Raw genomic sequence first — 18,305 nt, 5'->3', positions numbered from 1 at the left:
CCTCTTTTTAGTTAAAAATTCAAAATGTATAGTTTAAAATTTTAGTTATAGATTAATATTATATTATCTCTTTTATTTTATATACAGGGGCTCTAAAAATTCAAAACCTTTATTTTTCCCCTTGACAGCTTCAATCATAAAAAGCTTGGAGACTTTAGTATTTTCACTGAATATATTTTGTATCCTCTTTGGATAAAATCCAGATTGAGATAGATTATTAAGTAGTTCTACCATCCTCTCACTCCTATAGATCAGTGTCAGAGTACCTCCTGGTTTTAGAAGTCTCTTACTCTCATCTATCAATTCTTTCAAATTTAAAGTGATTTCATGTCTGGAAATCGCTTTCATAGAGTGGGGATTTACCTTCCCATTGGAACTTTTCATATAAGGTGGGTTACTTACTATATAGTCATAGGTATTCCCTCTGTTCAATTTTTTTATATCTATATTGAGGACCTCTATTTTTTCTCCAAGATCATTTTTTTCTACACTTCTTTTGGCCATACCAGCCATCTCTTCCTGGATCTCTACCGATGTAATATTATCTATCTTGGGATTTCTAGACAGAATAAGGGAGATTATCCCCGTTCCTGTCCCTATATCCAAAAGCTTCCCATTTTTAGCTGGTCTAAAAAATTCTGCCACCATAACAGCATCTTCCCCAAACCTAAATCCATCTTTTTTCTGTAAAATAACCATCCCATGATCCAGGGGTTCTAAATTTTCATCTGTTCTCATTATTTTGCTTCCAATCCTTTCACAGCTGCTTCTTCAGGTGTTTTTTTCTTAGATTTATGTTGTTTTCTGGCTTCTTTTTTATCAAAACTTACCTCATCCAAATTCAACCTCATTCTGCCTTTTCCTTCTACATCTACATATAGATATTCATTCAATGGATTTATCCCGACTACTTTTCCTCTGCTATTTTCCACACTTACTGTCTGCCCCATACTCGGGCATTTTAACAGAGCTTCAGCATATTGCTGATATTCATATTTAATACAACAAAGTAGTCTGCCGCAGGCTCCGGAAATTTTTGAAGGATTTATTACCAGTCCTTGATCTCTCGCCATCTTAATTAGTACTGAGTCAAATTTATTGATATAGATCCTGCAGCAAAGTTCCTTCTCACAGATTCCCAGACTCCCTAATATTCTAGCTTCATCTCTTACACCTATTTGACGCAGCTCTATTCTCAGTTTAAATATAGTTGCTAATTCCTTTACTAAATTTCTAAAGTCTATCCTGCCTTCTGCTGTAAAGTAAAAGATTAATTTTGATTTATCAAAGGTAAATTCCGTAGCTACTAACTTCATAGGCAGTTCATGTTTTTTGATCTTTTCTTTTCCTATAATATTAGCTTTTTCTGCTTCTGCTTTGAGAGTTTCAAACTGATGATTATCCTCTGGAGTAGCCTTTCTAATTACCGGCTTTAATGGCAATACCAATGATTCTTCTCCCATCATTTTAGGAGCCATGTATACTAACCCTATCTCCTTACCTCTTGCAGTATCTACTACAGCCCTATCTCCAACTGCATACTCAACTTCATCTACCACTTCAAAGTAATATCTTTTTCTAGTTATTTCAAACATAATCCCTAAGATCTTATATTGTTTTTTTTCAACTTTTTTCTTGGCATCTGCAGCCTTATTTTCAGCTTCCCACTCTTCATCTAAAATATCTCTATTCAATTCCTCTTTGGCAGCCTTCTTTTTCACACAGTTTTCATCACAAGGTTCTGTTCCACAAGCAGCAGGAGCCGGCATAGCTAATTCTTCCTCTTTAACTTTCTCTGCTTTCTCTACTTTTTTGGGTTTATTTGGTTTGTTTGATTTGTTTGGTTTATTTGGTTTTTTCATCTCTTTTTTTACAACTTCTGGCTTACTCTTTTTATCATTTTTTTTGTTTTCTGCTTTATTTTTATGACTTTCATCTGTTATTTCTTTTTTTGGATTTTCTTTTTTATTTTTTTCCCTTAATCTCATGGCCATTTTTTCCTCTATAGTCATCTTGTTAGATTTATTCATTGTAGCCTCCTCTATATAATCCCCTCTTCTGAAAAACTATAATATTTTTCCGGGGTTATAATTATATGATCTAAAACCCTCACTTCTAAAGGTTCTAGTATTTTTTTTAACTTTTTGGTTATCTCAAGATCCGCCTGAGATGGTTTTGGATTCCCTGAAGGATGATTATGGGAAAATATAACTGATTTTGCATTATATTTCAACACACATTTCACTATCTCCCGGGGATATATCTGACTTCTGTCTATTGTTCCTAAAAATATAATTTCATCTCCTAAATATTTGTTATCAGCACTTAAAAATATAATTTTAAAAACTTCCTTCTCCAAGAGTCCTATACTGCTTTTTAAATAATCATATGCAGCTTCTACAGAGTTTAAAACAATCTGTTCCCTGAATTTTTCCTTGTATAATTTTTTATTTAAATCGTGTAGGAGTCTAAAATAAATACAGGTATTTTCGGTTATCCCTTTTATTTTTAACGATAATATCTCATCTTTAGACGCACTCAAAACCCTTTCTAAAGTTTTAAATTCATTTAAAAGCTTCTTAGCTGATTCCTTGGTGTCTTTCATTGGGATGGTATAAAATAATAGTGCTTCTAAAATTTCATAGTCTAAAAATCCATCTAAACCATTCTTTAAAATTTTAGATTTAATTCTGTCTCTATGCCCTGAATGTTCTTTAGCTTTCACGACACTCCCCCTGCTATCCTAAGATTTTATAAACTTCCTTTGGAGTTTTCATCCTTTTCATTACCTCTAAAGCCGAGGTTACTATTGGATAGGCAAGGACTGCCCCTGTTCCCTCTCCCAGCCTCATATTCATATCTAAAAATGTTTTTCTTCCCAAAGTTTTACTTATAATTGCCATTCCCGGCTCCTCACTTCTATGGGTAGCTATCATATACTCCACCGTATCAGGAGCTATCTTTTGAGCGACCAACGCTGCCACACTAGATATAAATCCATCGATCAATATTGGTTTCGAATTAGATGCACACCCAAGGTAGATACCTGCCATACAGGCAATATCCAGCCCTCCTACACATCGTAAGATCTCTATAGGATCATTTTCAAAGAGGTTGTATTTTTCTACAGCATCCTTTATCACCTTTTTTTTCTTCATAAGTCCCTGATCACTCAATCCGCCGCCACGGCCCACAATCAGATCTAAATTTTCTCCTGTCAATGCATAAAGGATAGCACTGCTTGTAGTAGTGTTTCCTATCCCCATCTCTCCATTGGAGAATATATCATAATCCAGGTTTTCTTCTACAATAGATATACCTACTTCTATAGCTTTTATACACTCATCATAGGTCATAGCCGGCTCATACACAAAATTATTGGTACCCTTTTTTATATTTTTTCTGTATAAATTTGTGTATTTTCTGTCTATCTCTCCTGCTATCCCTATGTCTATTAATTTAAAATCAACATCCAGTGTGTCACATAAAATTCCAATAGCAGCTACCTTGGACAACATCGCTTCAGAAACAATCTTGGTATATTCAATAGGACAAGAGGAGACTCCTTCTTCCACTATTCCATTGTCTGCCGAAGCCACCAGGTGTAATTTTTTTAAAATAGTATTATCCAGTTTTCCGGTTATCCCAGAGATCTGAATAGCCAGTTCTTCTAATTTCCCCAGACTGCCTAAAGGTTTCATCTTTTCATCCAATATTTTCTTAGCCTCTACAGCTACCTCAGTATTCAAAGGTTTTATCCTCTTTAATGTTGCCTTATATAATTCCATCGACATCTCCTATATTAATCCCCTTTAAGATTGGATATCCATCTGTAAATTCTATAACTATTATTCCGGCATAATTAGGAGCAAATTTCCAGTATCCATTCAACCCCCCGGAAAAATAATAACTTAAGATACAATTGATTACTCCCCAATGACACACTGCTACTACATTCCCATTGGATAGATCCAGTGATTCTACAAAATTCACACATCTTTCCTGTAATTGCTGGACACTTTCTCCTGTTTTATAGTCATATGTCTGCCAGTTTTCTTTCCATTCCACAGCATCTTCAGGGTGCTTTTCCAGTATTTCTTCATATGTAAGGCCCTCTAAAATCCCAAAATTTAGTTCCTTCAGCTCCTCAACAAAATTCAGATTATATTTTTTTATATTTATTATTTCAGCTGTTTGTGCCGCTCTTTTTAACGGACTGCTATAGATCTCTTTATACTCTGCACCAGATAATATCTCCTTTGTTTTCAGAGCCTGATCCTGTCCTTTTTCTGTAAGTTTAGGATCCAAATGCCCAAAAAAAATATTCTCTTTATTTAGTTCACTCTCTCCATGTCTTACTAAAACTAATTTACCCATTTATAGCTCCAACCAGAAGTACTATTATTGTTGACATCTCAACTACAGCACCAAGGGTGTCTCCTGTTATCCCGCCGATCTTTCTTTCCATTAATTTAGCAAAGTATATTCCTAAGATACTAACTACTATAAGAGCGTATATCCCTGTTATTCCTATAAAATAATATGAAAAAGCAGCTGTTATAGCGAATGATATCATCACACCTATCATATTTGTTTCCTCTACTATATGTTTCCCCATTCCGCTAGGTCTGGCATATTTTCCTACCCCACAGTTTAAAGTACTGTTAAATCTTGCTATTACAGGCATTACAAGTAAAAAATAAGGTGATTCATCTACCGATATAACCTCTTTTAGAAGTGTTCCCTTCAAAGCAAAATAAATTATTAAAGATAGCGCTCCATTACTTCCAATTCTAGAGTCTTTCATTATCTCTAACATACGTTTTTTACTTCTATAACTAAATATTCCATCAAATGTATCTGCTAAACCATCTAGATGTAGTCCACCTGTAAGTACTATATCTATTAATATTATTAGTATTGCTATTACCTCTGGACTGTCAAAAAATTGATTTAAAACTATAAATGAATAATATAAAATTGCACCTATTATCATTCCAACTACCGGGAAAAACTTCATAGCCTTCCCTAATTTTTTTGGTTCATACTCCATTTTTGGAGTAGGTATTCTCGTCATAAACTGTAAAAGAAGTAAAAATCCCTTCATCACATTCCTCCTATTAATTCTCTATTTTAATTTAACTTTAAGTCCTGAAACCACCATATAAGCTTCACGGCTTTCTCCAGCGATCCTTTGATTTATCCTGCCTGAAATGTCCCTAAAATATCTTCCCAACGGGTATGGCGGTACCAGCCCCATTCCCAGTTCATTGCTGACAATTATAAAATCTCCCCTATGCGAACTTATACACTCCAAGAGGTTATCTATCTCTAAGATTATTTTATCCTCCATCTCATTCACCTCTGAAGGAGTCACCATGTCCCAGTCCACATGGTTATCCAAAAGAAGATTACTTACCATATTAGTCAGGCAGTCTAAAAGGACCACTTCACTTTCCATCCTGCCTTCTAAGAGTTTTGATATATCTTTATACCCTTCTACCGTCTCCCAGTCTTCTCCCCTTTGAATCAGATGCTTATCTATCCTGTCTACCATCTCATCATCATACGGAATCGCTGTTGCAAGATATGTTCTCGTTTTATAATTATTCAGAGCTATACTTTCAGCTAGAGTACTCTTCCCGCTTCTGGCTCCCCCTGTTATATATATAATTTTTCCCATTGTTCCCCCTGTGTGCCTTTGCAAAACCTAAAGATTATAGCCTTAGTTTAAGTATATCACTTATAGACTGACATTTCAATTAACGGGATACTCCAATTATCTCGTATAATTTTTCCATATCCAAGGATTCTTCTACAACTTTAGCTAATTTATCATACTCTTTTTCTTTAAACTCCTCAAAAGTAGTTGTAGCATCTATTCCATCTAAGCCTTTTTGTGCTCTTATATTATTTAAAAAACCACGAGTAAATTCTGTATTATCAAAAATTCCATGGATATAACACCCGATTATATTGTTTTTTATAACTCCGTTTATGTATCTTTCCCCATCTAAAAATATTCCTTTTTCCTCACCATTAGTTATACCCTGGTGGATCTCATATCCCTTTATCGGTTTACCATAAAGCCCCTCAAACAACCCCTCATCTGTTAATATTTCACCATTATATTGAAGGGTATTTTTTGATTTTTCCATGGTAGTAGTAAGATCTAGTAGTCCCAATCCAGATATTTCACTGACATCTCCCTCTAATTTCTGGGGGTCCTCTATTTTCCCTCCCAGCATTTGATATCCGCCACAGATCCCAAATATTATAGTTCCGCTCTTAGATAATTTAACTACCTTTTCTGCTATCCCCATCTCTTTTAGTTCTTTTAAATCATCTATCGTACTTTTAGATCCAGGAATAATTATCATATCTTCATCTCCTAGATCCTCTGCCCTGTCTACATATTTTATAGATACATCTTCATAGAGGTTAAAGGCATCTAGATCTGTAAAATTAGACATATGTTTTAATTTTACCACGGATATTCTTATATCTTTATCTATAGTTTTTCTTTTAAATTTATCGGTTACTCCGTCTTCATCCTCTATATCTAATTTTGTATGGGGTACTACTCCTAAAACAGGTACTCCTATAATTTCTTCTAACTGTCTGAGTCCAGGTTCCAATATCTTCACATCACCTCTGAATTTATTTATAACTATCCCCTTTACTCTAGCTCTCTCTTCAGGAGTAAAAAGTGTCATAGTCCCTACTACACTTGCAAATACTCCCCCCCTGTCTATATCTGCCACTAAGATTACAGGTGAATCTGCCATATGGGCCATTCCCATATTTACTATATCTCCCTTTGTAAGGTTGATCTCTACCGGGCTTCCTGCACCTTCAATTATAGATATATCATAGTTTGACTTTATATAATCATAATTTTTTAAGATCTCTTTTTTCAGACCTTCCTTATACTCTGAATATTTCACAGCCCCCATATTCTCTACAACTCTTCCATTTAAAATCACCTGGGATTTTCTGTTACTGGTAGGCTTTAATAATATTGGGTTCATATATACCTCAGGTTTTATTCCACAAGCCTCTGCCTGTACCACTTGGGCTCTTCCCATTTCCAGTCCATTTTCAGTTATATATGAATTAAGCGCCATATTTTGTGATTTAAACGGACAAACACTATACCCCTTCTTATATATCAATCTGCATAATGCAGTAGTTATCAAACTCTTCCCCACTGATGATGCTGTTCCCTGAACCATTAGATTTTTATGTGTTTTCATCTTTTCCCCCCATCGCATATAGCGAAATTAAAAATTATTTTTTCTTTAAATATTTATAACACATCAAAATATACCATGATTTGGGGTTTATTTACAGTGATAAAAACAAGAAAAAAAGGAGTTAATCGGTATGATTAACCCCTTTTCAGTTATTCCTATTCCCATCCAGCTTCTACGTGGCTGTAATCTCCGTCTCTTCTTTTATATACTACATTTAATTCCTCTGTTTCAGCATTCATAAATATGTAGAATTTTTTACCCATAGTTTCCATCTGTAAGATAGCCTCTCCTATTTCCATAGGCTTAGCCATTATCTTAGTAGGGATGATCCTACTTGTCTTTTCCCTTGTTATATTTCCAGTTTCAGCATTATAATCAAATTTCTTAAGAGCTTTAGCATGTTTATTGTCTCTTAATTTTTCTTTATGTTTAGTCAGTTGTTTTTCAAGTACATCTACTACCTCATCAATTGCAGCATATAGATCTATCTCTTCTACTGTAGCTTTTATTTTAGAACCATTTACATAAACTAATACATCTGCTGTATGAACCTTCCCTGTTTTTACGTGTTGTGCTGAAAGAGTGATATACACCTCCGCTATTTGATCAAAATATTTTTTAATTTTCCCTATTTTTTTCTCAGCATGCGCTCTTATTCCTGGTGTAACTTCTAAATGTCTCCCGCTTATAATCATTCTCATAGACTTCACTTCCTTTATTAGAAATTATGTATTCAGAGGTTTTAGCTGTTCCTCTTAATTTAAGTATACCTCATTTTTTTGATTTTCCTACTTTAATTTAAAAAAATAAATTTCTATATAAAAATAAGCAATGTAACATCACATTCAGATAGGCATGATCTAGATTTTTATTTTTTTATATTTCCTAATTTTTTTAGATCCCTTAGTGTTACTTTTATCAATTAGGAAACTTGGTGATGCCCCTTACAAGTTTAATTTATCAAACTATAAAAGTAAGGGCTCCCATTATGGGAACCCTTTTTCTGATAAATTATATATATTAGTATTTCTTAGGAGATTCTTCCCCTGTCAATACCCTTAAACCACCTTCAGCCAAAGCCAGCATCTCATCTTCTCCAGGATACACCTTTACCTCTCCTATAAATGAAACTCTGTCTGTGATATCTCCTACTATTTTCTTAGAATAAGCGATTCCTCCAGTTAAGATTATTGCATCTACCTTCCCAGAAAGTACAGCAGCCATAGCTCCTACCTCTTTAGCTACCTGGTATCCCATAGCTTTTACAATCAGGCTTGATTTCTCATCTCCGTTTTCAGCATTATCAGTAACTTCTTTCATGTCATTGGTGTTTAAATATGCTACTACCCCACCATTTCCTTTGATTCTTTTTTTTATAAAGTCCATATCATATTTACCGCTTGTAGCCATCTTTAACAAATCTCCAATAGGAAGTTGTCCTGATCTTTCAGGTGAGAATGGTCCATCTCCATCCAGTGCATTATTTACATCTATAACTCTACCATTTGAATGAGCTCCTACACTGATTCCCCCTCCAAGATGTACAACAATTAAGTTTAACTCATCATAAGATTTACCCATCTCTTTAGCAGCTCTTCTGGCTACTGCTTTTTGATTCAATGCATGGAAAATACTCTTTCTTTCCAATTCAGGAATACCAGATACTCTGGCTACTTCATCTAACTCGTCTACCACTACAGGGTCTACAATGTACGAAGGTTTTGAGATCGTAGAAGCTATCTCATGAGCTATCCTCCCACCTAAGTTTGAAGCGTGTTCTCCCAATACTCCAACCTTTAAATCTGCCAGCATATCTTCATTTACTTCATAAGTTCCACCAGCAATTGGCTTTAACAATCCGCCTCTACCTACAATAGCTGCTAATTCTTCGATTTTTATCCCTGATTCAGATACCGCATCTAAGATAACTTCCCTTCTAAACTCCAATTGATCTGAAATATTTTCAAATGGTGCTAACTCCTCATTAGTATGTCTCAGAGTTTTTTCAAAGATCTCCTTTTCATTTTCATAGATCGCTATCTTTGTAGATGTAGACCCTGGATTAATTGCTAATATTTTGTAACTCATTTCTTTATCCCCCCTATGGACCATATATAAATTTATAATTTTCCTGCTGTCATTGCTCCTAATATTATAGAATTTAACTTAGTTTCTTCACTGTCTGCTCTAGAAGTAAGAATAATTGGAGCTGTAGCTCCTACTATCAATCCTGCTCCCTTAGATCTTGCAAAGTAAGATATAGATTTATATAGGATATTCCCGCCTTCGATATCCGGAGCCAATAAAATATCTGCCATCCCAGCTACTTCATGATCGATCCCCTTATGTTTAGCAGCCTCTATTGACACAGCATTATCCAGTGCAAAAGGTCCTCCTACTATACAATTTTCTATCTCTCCCCTTTTGCTCATCTCTTCCAGTTCATGTGCAGCCACTGTATCCGGCATTTTTTGATTCATTTTTTCCTTAGCACAAATACAAGCCACCTTTGGAACCTCTATCTCCAAAGCACGAGCTACCTTTACAGAATTATCTATTATTTTTTTCTTAGCTTCCACATCTGGAGCTATATTCATAGCTGCATCTGTAATAAAAAATAATCTGTCATAGTTTTCAATTTCAAATACAGCAACATGAGACAGTATCCCATCTCCTCTAAGACCAACTTCTCTGTCTAATGCAGCTTTCAAAACCACACTTGTATCAACTAGCCCCTTCATCAACATATCTGCTCTTCCACTAGATACCTCTATTACAGCTTGTCTGGCAGCTTCTACATCATCTGTTTTGTGGATAACTCTGTAGTTAGACAGGTCTATGTTCAGTTCCTCGGCCACTTTTTCTATCTTGACAGAGTCTCCTACTAATATTCCATCTACAACACCTTTTTTTCTAGCTTCCTCAACTGATAATAAAACCTCCCTATCTTGAGCTACAGCTACAGAAATAACTTTTTTTTCCCCTTGCTGTTGTGCTTTAGATAGTATTTCTTCAAAATTTTTCATCTTGCCCCCCTCGGTTATATTTCATACAAACTAAAAACTTATAATTACTCCAATAAAGTAATTATAAGATTTTAGTTTGTAATCAAAATTTTTAGTTAATCAATTACCAGCTCTAATTTTCCCTTGGTCAGATGATACCTTTTATCTGTTATATTTGCTAATTCCGTACTATGAGTTACCACTATTATAGTTTGATTTTTCTCTCTGCAGATTTTTCTCAAGAGGTCATGAATTACCTCACTAGTTTCTTCATCTAGATTTCCTGTCGGCTCATCAGCTAATATTATCTTAGGTTCATTTATCATTGCCCTTGCTATAGCCACTCTCTGTTTTTCTCCTCCAGAAAGCTCAGTAGGTTTATGATCCAACCTATCACCTAACTGCATCTCTGTAAGTAATTCTACAGCTTTTTTCCTTACTTCTTCCCGATTTTTTTTCTTCCCGATAAGTCCTGGCAGCATAACATTTTCAAGAGCTGAAAATTCCGGTAAAAGATAATGAAATTGAAATATAAATCCCAGCATCTCATTTCTTAAAAGATCTATTTTTGAACTATGTGCCACACTTACATTTTTACCTGCATAATAAACATCTCCGGAATCCGGTCTATCCAGCATCCCGATCATATTTAAAAATGTAGTTTTACCTGAACCGGATTTTCCAAGTACCGAAACAAATTCTCCCCTATTTATCTCAAAATCCAAATCATTTAATATCTGTATATCTCTTTTTTTATCCTTATAACGTTTGTTCAATTTCTCTATCTTTAATATTATATCAGACATCTTTTCAACTCCTATTTTTAAAACCTTTTTTTGCCCGCGAATTTATTTTTAATATAGACTAAGTTCTAAATATTAGTCATACTTCAATGCCTCGACTACCTCTAACTTTGCCGCTTTATAAGCCGGGAAAATACTTGATAAAAATATAATAACTATATTTGCCGCAACTATTACCAGCACTTCCTTAGAAGTTATCTCTACAGGTATCTTATTTAAGTAATAAATATTGGTTATTTGATTTATCGTGTTGTCCTTTACATACCAGAGGATACCGCCTGATATACCGAGTCCAATCATGATTCCGAGGGATCCCAGAAACAGCCCTTCCAACATAAATATTCTCATTATATTTTTGCTGCTAAATCCCATAGATCTCATTATTCCAATATCTCTTGTTTTTTCCTTAACCAGCATATTTAATATTACCCATACTACAAACCCTGCAATGATTACAATCAATGAAAATACTAAGATCATCACTGTTTTTTCAAGGGACAGGGCAGCTAGTAAATTCCTGTTTAAATCTCCCCAGGTCCTTGTACTCATATTGGTTTTCGTCTGAATTTGTCCCGACACTTTGTTTGCACTATATACATCATCTAAAAAAACCTCTAAACTAGTGACCGTATCACCAGTATAGGATAAAATTTGTACTGCCCGAAGCGGAACTATTATCATAGTAGTATCATATTCATAGTACCCCGATTGGAAGACTCCCACTATAGTCAGATGCATCTCCCTATTATCAGCAGATACTACAGTGATTCTATCTCCTAATTTCGCTCCCAGCTGATCAAATAGTTCCTTCCCTATGAGAAATTCTGTAGGTTTCTTTATCTCCATTGTTCCTGCAACTATTTTTTTATCTAAACTCATGGCTGTCTTGGCATCGTCAAAATCCAACCCATTTATCTTTACCCCTGAAACGTATGAGCCAAAAATACCATTATATTTCAATATTCCCTGGGTGGATATCTGTGGGACTACCCCCTTTACACCTTTTATCGATTCTATCTGTGTCTGGAGTTCCCTATAATCATCTATAGCTTCCCCCTCCTTTGTAGCCACTACATGGGAGCTTATTGATAATATACTGTCTACCATATTTTTATCCAACCCATTGGCTATTCCTATGGAAACTGTAAGTACCGTTACACCAATAGCCACGCCTAATATAGCTATTATACTCTGTCTTTTTCTCTCTAAAATATGCTTTTTAGCTATAAAAAATTCTATCATATTAATGTTAATCACCCTCCGTCTGTTACCAAAATTATACAACATAAAAACTGTTTGTACAATAAAAAAAAGACAGGTCCAAGACCTGTCTAATTAATTACTTTCTGATTCCTAACTTAGAGATTAACGCTCTGTAACCATCTAAATCTTTCTTGATCATGTAGTCTAATAATCTTCTTCTCTTACCAACCATTTTCATTAATCCTAATCTAGAATGGTGATCCTTCTTGTTAGTTCTTAAGTGATCAGTTAAGTGATTGATTCTTTCAGTTAATATAGCTATTTGTACCTCAGTAGATCCTGTGTCTGTTGCTGTTTTTCCGAAATCTTTAATGATTTCTGCTTTAGTTCTCATTGCCATTGTTTGTTCCTCCTAAAAATTAAATTATCCAGACCAAGCCAAGGGCGACACCCCAAAACCTAGATATGAATTTAAGGTATTGTAACAAAATAATAACATTTTGTAAAGTAGAAGTTTTCAACCTTCATCTAATCCAATATTTTTTTTAGATACTTTCCAGTATATGAAGTTTTGGATTTAATGATCTCCTCAGGAGTACCCTTGGCTATGATCTCACCGCCACCGTCCCCTCCCTCAGGACCAATATCTATAACATAATCAGCGGTTTTTACCACATCTAAATTATGTTCAATTATAATAACAGTATTCCCCTTATCTACCAGCCTGTTCAAGACTTCTAGTAACTTTCTTATATCCTCAAAATGAAGTCCTGTAGTAGGTTCGTCTAATATATAGATTGTATGACCCCTGCTCATCTTAGACAGCTCTGTTGCCAGTTTTATTCTCTGAGCTTCCCCTCCAGACAGGGTAGTGGCAGGCTGACCTAATTTTATATAATCCAACCCTACATCTATCAATACCTTTAATCTTCTCTCTAGAGACGGGATCTTGTTAAATAGTCCGTAGGCATCCCCTACACTGAGATCCAAAATTTCAGATATATTTTTTCCTTTATACTCTATTTCCAGAGTTTCACGATTATATCTTTTCCCCTTACACACCTCACATTCCACATATACATCAGGCAGAAAGTTCATCTCAATCTTAATGATTCCCGCTCCCTGACAGGCTTCACACCGGCCTCCTTTAACGTTGAATGAAAATCTTCCTTTTTGATATCCACGGAGTTTAGCTTCACGGGTTTCAGCAAATATTCCACGAATATCATCAAATATCTTGGTATAGGTAGCTGTATTGGATCTGGGAGTCCGGCCGATGGGACTTTGATTTATGTCTATGACCTTGTTCAGATGGTCTAACCCCTTTATTTTTTTGTAGTTTAACGGATATAACTTCCCCTTATTCAAACTGTTAAACAGCACAGGATATAGGGTTTGATTAATTAGAGTAGACTTACCACTGCCACTGACTCCTGTGACAGCTGTCATTATCCCAAGGGGTATCTTTACATCCACATCTTTTAGATTATTCCCGCAAGCTCCCAATAATTCCAAATACTCTTTAGATTTCCGTCTTTTCGCGGGAACTTCTATCCCTATCTCGCCCTTTAAATATTTCCCGGTGAGAGATTTTTTAGATTTCATAATCTGTTTAGGAGTTCCTTTGGCTACTATTTTTCCACCAAATCTTCCAGCCCCAGGTCCTAAATCAAAGATATAATCCGACTGCATCATGGTGTCTTCATCATGCTCTACAACTATCAAGGTATTCCCTAACTCCTTAAGTCTGTTAAGGGTTTTTAACAATTTATCATTGTCCCTCTGATGCAGACCTATACTAGGTTCATCCAATACATAGAGTACCCCTGTCAGTCCGCTTCCAATCTGGGTAGCCAGTCTGATCCGCTGGGATTCTCCTCCAGAGAGGGTTCTTGTCTCCCGGGCAAGACTCAGATAATCTAAACCTACATTTATCATAAAGTTAAGACGCTCCCTTATCTCCTTCAATATATCCTTGGCAATAGTTTCTTCCTTAGGATTCAAAATAAGCTCATTAAAAAATACTAAACAATCTTTTATACTTAAAAAACTCACATCCATAATATTCATCTTATTGATTGTAATAGACAGTACTTCATCTCTAAGTCTTTTCCCATGACACCTATTGCAGATTCTACGCATCATATATTTGTTCTCTATCTCATCTTTCATAGATTCAGAATTGGTTTCATAGTATCTTCTCTCTAGATTTTTGACTATTCCTTCAAAACTCTTCATCCCGTTATAGCTGAATTCCCGTCCAATGTAATCAACTTTGAATTTTTTCCCGGAACTTCCATAAAATATAATATTTTTTTCTTTTTTAGTCAGCTTTTTTAAAGGTTTATCCAAATTTATCTTAAAGGCTTTTGCCATAGCAGAAAATATTGTCCATACATACCCCTTGGCACTGGAAGCCCCGGGTATATACAACCCTCCATCATTAATGGATTTATTTTCATCTATTACCAGTTTATTTTCATCTATCTCCAGTTTTTTCCCTAATCCATTACACTCTGGACATGCCCCATAGGGTGCATTAAAAGAAAATAATCTAGGGTTGATATCAGGTATCTCAATATCCTCATGATTGGGACAAGTAAAATTTTCACTATAAGAGTGGTTTATGCCGTTTATATTGGCTATGACTCTCCCTTCAGATAACCCGATAGAACTCTCTATTCCATCTGTCAGCCGGGTTAAAAACTCAGTTTCTTTTTTTATTATTAACCTATCTATTACAACCTCTATATTGTGTTTTTTATTTTTGTCTAAGTCTATCTCATCTTCTAAATATAGGATCTCTCCATCTACTCTAGCCCTCACAAATCCTTTTTTTATTAAATTGATAAATAAATTTTTATGGGTACCTTTCTTATCTTTTATGACTGGTGACAGGAGGAGGAGTTTGTCTCCTAACTCCCCCTTCTCAACAATAGTATCAACAATCTCATCTACACTTTGTTTTTTTACAGGGGAATTACATATGGGACAGTATGCCGTTCCAATATGGGCATAGAGTAATCTCATATAATCGTATACCTCAGTCATAGTTCCCACTATCGATCTGGGATTTTTATTGGTTGTTTTCTGTTCGATTGAAATTGCCGGTGACAATCCCTCTATACTATCTAGATCCGGTTTCGTCATCTGTCCGATAAATTGCCTGGCATAAGCTGATAAACTCTCTACATATCTCCTCTGCCCCTCAGAATATATTGTATCAAAGGCAAGGGAGGATTTTCCGCTGCCACTTACTCCTGTAATAACTACAAATTTATATTTGGGTATCTCTAAATTTATATTTTTAAGGTTATGTTCACGTGCTCCTTTAATAATAATTTTATTATTCACAATTTCCTCCTTTTTTATATTCTTTATGTCTATAACTATATTACACCATTCATATTTAATCTTACAAATAAAAAGGACCAAAAAGAATAACCTTTAGATCCCCTTAATTTTTATTCTTTTGTTTCATTATATATAATTTCATCTATCTTTGATTTAATTATGGTATAAGACATTGATTCTTTCAGAGAGATAAACTCTATTTGTATTGCACAATCCCCTCCATTAGAGTATTTCTTTTCTACCTTTTCAAACATCTTTTTCAATCTGTTTTCAATGGACTCCCTGACCTCCTCTCCCCCTATTTTTTTCATATATATGATAAAATAAATTTTATTTAGAATGCCTATAACATCATCTGATTTTGTATATTTTTTCAAAACATCAGATATACCCTTTAATATTGAATCTGAAAAAAAATCTTTTTTATTTATTATTAACCTCAAGGGGTACACCAAAAATAAAGCCGCATCATCCATCTCATTGACTAAAGTTAACTCCTTCAAGAAATTAATGAAGTACTCCTCCGAATATACCCCTGTCAAAGTGTCGTATTTATTGATATTTTCAAAATTTAAATTAAATACAGTACAGGTTGAAAGGGATAACGAGGTCAATATCTCAGCCTTTTTTTTCAAACTTTTAGTATTTAAATATTCTATTTTTTTCTCCTTTATAAGGTGTGCTATATATGTTTTAGTCTGAATATTTATAAGGGACACTATTATATCTAATTGTTTTAAGTTCACAGATTCTTTCAAGATAATTATCTTGATATAGTGGGATAAAATTTCATCATATTCCTTTATAATTTTAATAGTTGAATCTTTAAATCTATTGATATTTTCTTCAACTTCCCCCTTTAAAATATACAGTGAGGTCATATTTTTTACAAAATTAATAGTTGTAATAAAAAAATTATTTAATATCTCCGGCAGACTACCATCTATATCCACAGCTATCTTGAATTCCCTGTTTAAAATATTTAATTGTTCCCTCAAAATTTTATCTAAAAGTACTTCTTTAGAGCTGTAGTAAGTATAGAAATTCCCCGTAGATATACCTATATCAGCTGTTATATCAGAGATCTTAGTTTTAAAATAACCATTTTTATAAAATAATTTTTTTCCGCTAATCATAATTTGATTTTCCATCCTACTGCCCACCTCCTACATACAAAATATACCAAAATTTAATCACATTCCTTCTTCAACTATTTTTTTAAAATAAATTCTTAATTTTTATAAAAAAAAGAGTAGAATATAATAGTGAATTAAAATAGAAAAGAACGGACATTTTAAAATTATAGATATATAGACACCAAGTTGAAGAAACAAAGACATTTGTCCTATATATCGCAGATTAATCGTTATAGAATGATTAAAAGAATAAAAACACAGGGAGGTAGTTATGAAAAATATAGATAGAGCTATAATCATCGTACTTGATAGTGCTGGTGTAGGAGAATTACCCGATGCTAAAGATTATGGAGACGCAGGGGCAAACACCTTTGGTCACATTGCAAGTTCTACAGGTGGAATCAGTCTACCCAATATGGAACGATTAGGTCTAGGAAACTTAACAGATATAGAGGGCGTAGCCAAAACTACAGATTGCTGCAGTGGAAAATCATTTGGAGCCTATGGAAAAGCTAAAGAAGCTTCTAAAGGAAAGGATACCACAACAGGTCATTGGGAGATTGCTGGAATAATCAACGAGACACCTTTCCCAACATATCCAAATGGATTCTCAAAAGAAGTCCTGGATGAATTAGAGAAAAGAACAGGAAGAAAAGTTCTTTGCAACAAGCCATATTCAGGGACTAAAGTCTTAGATGATTATGGAGTTGAACAAAAGGAAACAGGAGCTTGGATAGTTTATACTTCTGCTGACCCCGTACTGCAGATAGCAGCCCACGAAGAGGACATTCCTCTGGCAGAACTATATAAAGCCTGTGAAATAGCACTAGAAATATGCAATGAGATGGCTCCTGTAGCCAGAGTAATTGCAAGACCCTATCTTGGAGATGGTGTAGGAAACTATGCAAGAACTCCTAACAGGCATGACTATTCAGTAGTTCCGCCAAAGGCCACACTTTTAGATAAGATTAAAGATAAAGGTTTAGATGTAGTCGCTGTTGGAAAAACAAATGATATCTTTGCAGGTGCAGGAGTGACTGATACTCGTGGAACAAATCTTGATAACATGGACGGTATCCACAAAACTATAAAAGCCATCAAAGAGGATACTAAGGGACTTATTTTTACAAACTTAGTTGATTTTGACATGAATTTTGGACACAGAAGAAACCCGGAAGGATACAAGGAAGCACTGGAAGAATTTGACAATAAACTACCTGAGATTGTAGATGCTATGAAAGATGGAGATCTTCTCATATTAACTGCCGATCACGGATGCGACCCTACCTATGAAGGAACAGATCATACCAGGGAATATATTCCTGTCCTTACATATGGACATGGATTGAAAAAAGGAGTAAACTTAGGAGACAGAGAATCATTTGCTGATATAGCTTCTACTGTTGAGGAGCTTATCTTAGATTCAAATGAACTGCCTGGTACTAGTTTTGCTAAAGATCTATTTAAATGTTGTGACAACGGTAATCATCACGGTCACCACAATCACGGAAAAAATCATAAATGCAGTTGTAAATAAAAGGGGGAAAT

General features: G+C 34.7%; 17 protein-coding genes. 1 reads left to right on the top strand and 16 read right to left on the bottom strand.

Going from position 1 to position 18,305, the window contains the following annotated elements; genetic code table 11:
* Nucleotides 1-72 precede the first annotated feature (72 nt).
* The 16 genes from NRK67_10415 to NRK67_10340 all read right to left on the bottom strand — a co-directional run bounded on the left by NRK67_10415 (nt 73) and on the right by NRK67_10340 (nt 16,772).
* Complete coding sequence (locus NRK67_10415; protein ID UUV19814.1) at nt 73-738, bottom strand: methyltransferase; 666 nt, start codon at nt 736-738, stop codon at nt 73-75.
* A complete protein-coding gene (locus NRK67_10410; GenBank protein UUV19813.1) occupies nt 738-2,030 on the bottom strand; it encodes a stage 0 sporulation family protein in 1,293 nt (430 codons plus the stop codon). The genes NRK67_10415 and NRK67_10410 overlap by 1 nt, the downstream gene beginning before the upstream one ends.
* A gap of 11 nt (nt 2,031-2,041) precedes the next feature.
* Nucleotides 2,042-2,725: a DNA repair protein RadC gene (radC, locus tag NRK67_10405; protein UUV19812.1), complete on the bottom strand. Its 684-nt coding sequence runs from the start codon at nt 2,723-2,725 to the stop codon at nt 2,042-2,044.
* A 13-nt stretch (nt 2,726-2,738) separates the two neighbouring features.
* Entirely contained in the window at nt 2,739-3,788 is a 1,050-nt protein-coding gene (cobT, locus tag NRK67_10400; protein UUV19811.1) for a nicotinate-nucleotide--dimethylbenzimidazole phosphoribosyltransferase, read from the bottom strand.
* The gene (locus NRK67_10395) at nt 3,775-4,377 is read right to left on the bottom strand and encodes a histidine phosphatase family protein (protein ID UUV19810.1); all 603 of its coding nucleotides are present in this window, start codon (nt 4,375-4,377) and stop codon (nt 3,775-3,777) included. Before NRK67_10395 ends, cobT begins: the two co-directional genes overlap by 14 nt.
* A complete protein-coding gene (gene cobS / locus NRK67_10390) occupies nt 4,370-5,107 on the bottom strand; it encodes an adenosylcobinamide-GDP ribazoletransferase (protein UUV19809.1) in 738 nt (245 codons plus the stop codon). Before cobS ends, NRK67_10395 begins: the two co-directional genes overlap by 8 nt.
* Nucleotides 5,108-5,128: 21 nt before the next feature.
* Nucleotides 5,129-5,683: a bifunctional adenosylcobinamide kinase/adenosylcobinamide-phosphate guanylyltransferase gene (gene cobU / locus NRK67_10385; GenBank protein ID UUV19808.1), complete on the bottom strand. Its 555-nt coding sequence runs from the start codon at nt 5,681-5,683 to the stop codon at nt 5,129-5,131.
* A 79-nt stretch (nt 5,684-5,762) separates the two neighbouring features.
* A complete protein-coding gene (locus NRK67_10380) occupies nt 5,763-7,256 on the bottom strand; it encodes a cobyric acid synthase (GenBank protein UUV19807.1) in 1,494 nt (497 codons plus the stop codon).
* Between the two features lie 155 nt (nt 7,257-7,411).
* On the bottom strand, nt 7,412-7,957 hold the full coding sequence (gene raiA, locus NRK67_10375) for a ribosome-associated translation inhibitor RaiA (protein UUV19806.1): 546 nt from the start codon (nt 7,955-7,957) through the stop codon (nt 7,412-7,414).
* Between the two features lie 319 nt (nt 7,958-8,276).
* Nucleotides 8,277-9,344 (bottom strand): butyrate kinase, encoded by a 1,068-nt coding sequence (gene buk / locus NRK67_10370; GenBank protein ID UUV19805.1) that lies wholly within the window; start codon nt 9,342-9,344, stop codon nt 8,277-8,279.
* Nucleotides 9,345-9,376: 32 nt separating this feature from the next.
* On the bottom strand, nt 9,377-10,282 hold the full coding sequence (locus tag NRK67_10365; protein UUV19804.1) for a phosphate butyryltransferase: 906 nt from the start codon (nt 10,280-10,282) through the stop codon (nt 9,377-9,379).
* A 95-nt stretch (nt 10,283-10,377) separates the two neighbouring features.
* A complete protein-coding gene (locus NRK67_10360; protein ID UUV19803.1) occupies nt 10,378-11,067 on the bottom strand; it encodes an ABC transporter ATP-binding protein in 690 nt (229 codons plus the stop codon).
* A gap of 72 nt (nt 11,068-11,139) precedes the next feature.
* The gene (locus NRK67_10355) at nt 11,140-12,306 is read right to left on the bottom strand and encodes an ABC transporter permease (GenBank protein ID UUV19802.1); all 1,167 of its coding nucleotides are present in this window, start codon (nt 12,304-12,306) and stop codon (nt 11,140-11,142) included.
* A 97-nt stretch (nt 12,307-12,403) separates the two neighbouring features.
* On the bottom strand, nt 12,404-12,661 hold the full coding sequence (gene rpsO / locus NRK67_10350) for a 30S ribosomal protein S15 (GenBank protein UUV19924.1): 258 nt from the start codon (nt 12,659-12,661) through the stop codon (nt 12,404-12,406).
* A 134-nt stretch (nt 12,662-12,795) separates the two neighbouring features.
* Nucleotides 12,796-15,621 (bottom strand): excinuclease ABC subunit UvrA, encoded by a 2,826-nt coding sequence (gene uvrA / locus NRK67_10345; protein ID UUV19801.1) that lies wholly within the window; start codon nt 15,619-15,621, stop codon nt 12,796-12,798.
* 110 nt (nt 15,622-15,731) lie between these two features.
* Nucleotides 15,732-16,772 (bottom strand): TetR/AcrR family transcriptional regulator, encoded by a 1,041-nt coding sequence (locus NRK67_10340; protein UUV19800.1) that lies wholly within the window; start codon nt 16,770-16,772, stop codon nt 15,732-15,734.
* Nucleotides 16,773-17,028: 256 nt separating this feature from the next.
* Between NRK67_10340 and NRK67_10335 the strand changes: the two genes are divergently transcribed.
* Entirely contained in the window at nt 17,029-18,294 is a 1,266-nt protein-coding gene (locus tag NRK67_10335; protein UUV19799.1) for a phosphopentomutase, read from the top strand.
* Nucleotides 18,295-18,305 lie beyond the last annotated feature (11 nt).

The sequence above is a fragment of the Fusobacteria bacterium ZRK30 genome, from assembly GCA_024628785.1.
Classification (GTDB): domain Bacteria; phylum Fusobacteriota; class Fusobacteriia; order Fusobacteriales; family Fusobacteriaceae; genus Psychrilyobacter.
Note: the sequence above shows the minus strand (reverse complement) of the source record. Positions and strands in the feature narration are given on the sequence as shown.